Origin of the sequence: Streptomyces sp. NRRL S-646, from assembly GCF_000720765.1 — a bacterium.
Lineage (GTDB): Bacteria > Actinomycetota > Actinomycetes > Streptomycetales > Streptomycetaceae > Streptomyces.
This window is the reverse complement of the sequence record NZ_JODC01000069.1, coordinates 1-2,300: the sequence shown is the minus strand read 5'-3', so window position 1 is coordinate 2,300 and position 2,300 is coordinate 1. Positions and strand designations below refer to the sequence as shown.

Annotated in this window: 1 protein-coding gene and 2 pseudogenes; 2 read left to right on the top strand and 1 reads right to left on the bottom strand. The window is 66.4% G+C overall.

Translation table 11 applies throughout. The features are described from left to right. Positions 1–103: 103 nt before the first annotated feature. Positions 104–797, top strand: a pseudogene (locus tag IH68_RS56140) (transposase). After that, the gene (locus IH68_RS0148855) at positions 794–1,216 is read left to right on the top strand and encodes a hypothetical protein (RefSeq protein WP_030950275.1); all 423 of its coding nucleotides are present in this window, start codon (positions 794–796) and stop codon (positions 1,214–1,216) included. The pseudogene IH68_RS56140 and the gene IH68_RS0148855 overlap by 4 nt, the downstream one beginning before the upstream one ends. A 96-nt stretch (positions 1,217–1,312) precedes the next feature. On the opposite strand, the pseudogene IH68_RS51295 reads toward IH68_RS0148855, so the two are convergent. Next, positions 1,313–2,169: pseudogene (locus IH68_RS51295) on the bottom strand (phosphotransferase). Between the last annotated feature and the right edge of the window lie 131 nt (positions 2,170–2,300).

Sequence of the window (2,300 nt, the reverse complement as noted above, 5' to 3'; positions counted from 1 at the left end):
AGAGGGCGGTACGTGAGTGCATAGGTGTTTTGTCTTCACCTGAATGTGTGGCGGTGCGGCATCCCGGCCGGTCGGCGGGCATGGGCATGTTGAGCTGGTCGCCGTGAGCGAGCGCAAGTCCTACAAGACCGATCTGAGCGATGAGCAGTGGGCGCTGGTCGAGCCGGTGATCACCGCGTGGAAGGGGGCGCATCCCTCGGTCAGCGGCCATCAAGGCCGTTACGAGATGCGGGAGATCGTCAACGCGCTGCTCTACCAGGGCCGGACCGGTTGTCAGTGGGGCTTGCTTCCCCATGACTTCCCGCCGTCGGGCGCGGTGAAGTACTACTTCTACGTCTGGCGCGACGCTGGGACCGACCAGACCATCAGTGCCGGGCCGCAAGCGCGGCCTGGCCGTTGACGTGTTGGGGCTGGTGATCGCGGTGGTCGTGGCGGCCGCGTCGGCGCACGAAAACGACCTCGGGATCGCGCTGTTGGACAAGGTCGCCGCCGACACCGACACCGTGGAGAAGGCCCTGGTCGATCAGGGCTTCAAGAACGCTGTCCTCGCGCATGGGGAGAAGGTGGGCATCGCGGTGGAGGTCGTGGAGCGCAACCCCGCGCAGAGCGGGTTCGTTCCCCAGGCCAAGCGGTGGGTAGTGGAGCGCGCCTTCGGGATCTTGATGTTTTACCGCAGGCTGGTGCGCGACTACGAGCACCTGCCCCGCAGTTCGGAGTCGCGGGTGTACTGGGCGATGACCGCGGTGATAGTGCGCAGGCTGACCGGGGCGACCACGCCGGCCTGGCGCACCGCATGACCGGCGGGGAGTTGACGCTCGGGGCGGTGCTGGCCGGGCTGGATGAGCGGGTAGGAGAGATTGCCACGCAGGCCGAGGCGACGAAGGAGCAGATCGCGCGGCTGACCGCACAACTCACCGAACTCGACCTGGCCGCCGAGGAAATCCGGATTACCCGCAAGACACTGCTGGAACTGCCCGATCCGCAGCCGCCCGCGCCCCCGGCACCGAAACTGCCGGATCATCCGGCCTACCAGCAGATCATGGCGGTGTTCGCCACCGCTGACCATCCGCTGCGGGCGCGGCAGATCTGCGAGGCGATGGACCTGACGATCGAGCCGAACAACGTCAACAACATTCGCCTGAAGCTCAAGCGGCTGACCGACCGCGGGATCCTCGTCGAGATCGAGCAGGGCTTGTTCACCCAGCCCCGGCCATAGCCGTCCGCCACCGCCGCGGCCCGCCCGCTCCCTCTGAAGGATCTTGGAGACTCGCCGTTCGGTTCCTTGTCGCCTTTGAGTGGCCTGGGGTGATTTCTACTGGGCACCCAGTCGCTTGTTCATCGTGTCGAGTGTCGGCCAGGGAGGTCCGTCGTGCAGTGCGCGCAGGAACGCTTCTCCGTTGAGCCTCCCGTTCGGAAACTCGTCGCCCAGCTCCCAACGCCAGGCTGCGACCATCGCGAGGACGAGCTGGCGGCACTCGTCCAGCAGCCCTTGGTCGAGGTTCGGATAGTGCCCGCAGACCATCTCGGGAGCATGGGCGAGGTCGAACTCGACGGGTCCACGGCAGCACGTCTCAAAGTCGATGAACAACGGGCCGTTTGCCGTGCTGAGCACATTGCCTGGATGCGGCTCGCCGTGGAGCAGTTGCTCCACGGCGCCGCGCTCCTCGATCGCCTTGCGCAGGCTTGCGAGTCTGCCGCTGAGGAAGACGCGCTCTGTGTCGGCGAGCTCCGGCGAACGTTCCGGGTCGGCAACGACGTCTTCTGCCTCCGTGATGCGGCCGGTGAACCGTTGGCTGGGCACCTCGGCCTCGCGCAGGCCGGCGTGCAGCCGCTCCAGCGCCTGGGCGTATTCGACTGGTGAGAGGTGAGGTGTCACGGGCTCGTAGTAGATCCACAGCGTCACGGCGAAGCCATCGCGCGTGTACACGCCCGGGGCTCCAGGGGACACACCGGGCTTCCGACCTCGGTGAGCCGTCGAGCGAGCTCGACTTCGAACTGTGCAACCTCTTGTCCCACAGGGGCGACCCGGGCAAAGACGTCGCATGGCGTCAGCCGTAGGGCCAGCTTGTTCGAGTTATGGAGCACGACTGCGTCGCTGACGGGTAGGCCGAGCGATACGGCGACCGCAGTCGCAGCCGCCTTCGCACGCGTAACGTTGGACATCTCCATTCCCAGATCCTGGCGTACCGGCCGCCGGTAGTCTCCTCGATTTCTGCGTCAGGCGCGGATCGGCTTGCGCGGCGGCCGCACACGTTCCGGTGACATCCACAGTGACATCGCGTCACATACCGCCCTCTGAG

Coding starts and splice junctions, on each gene's coding strand:
- IH68_RS0148855 (WP_030950275.1), top strand. CDS start 794: ATGACCGGCGGGGAGTTGACGCTCGGGGCGGTGCTGGCCGGGCTGGAT.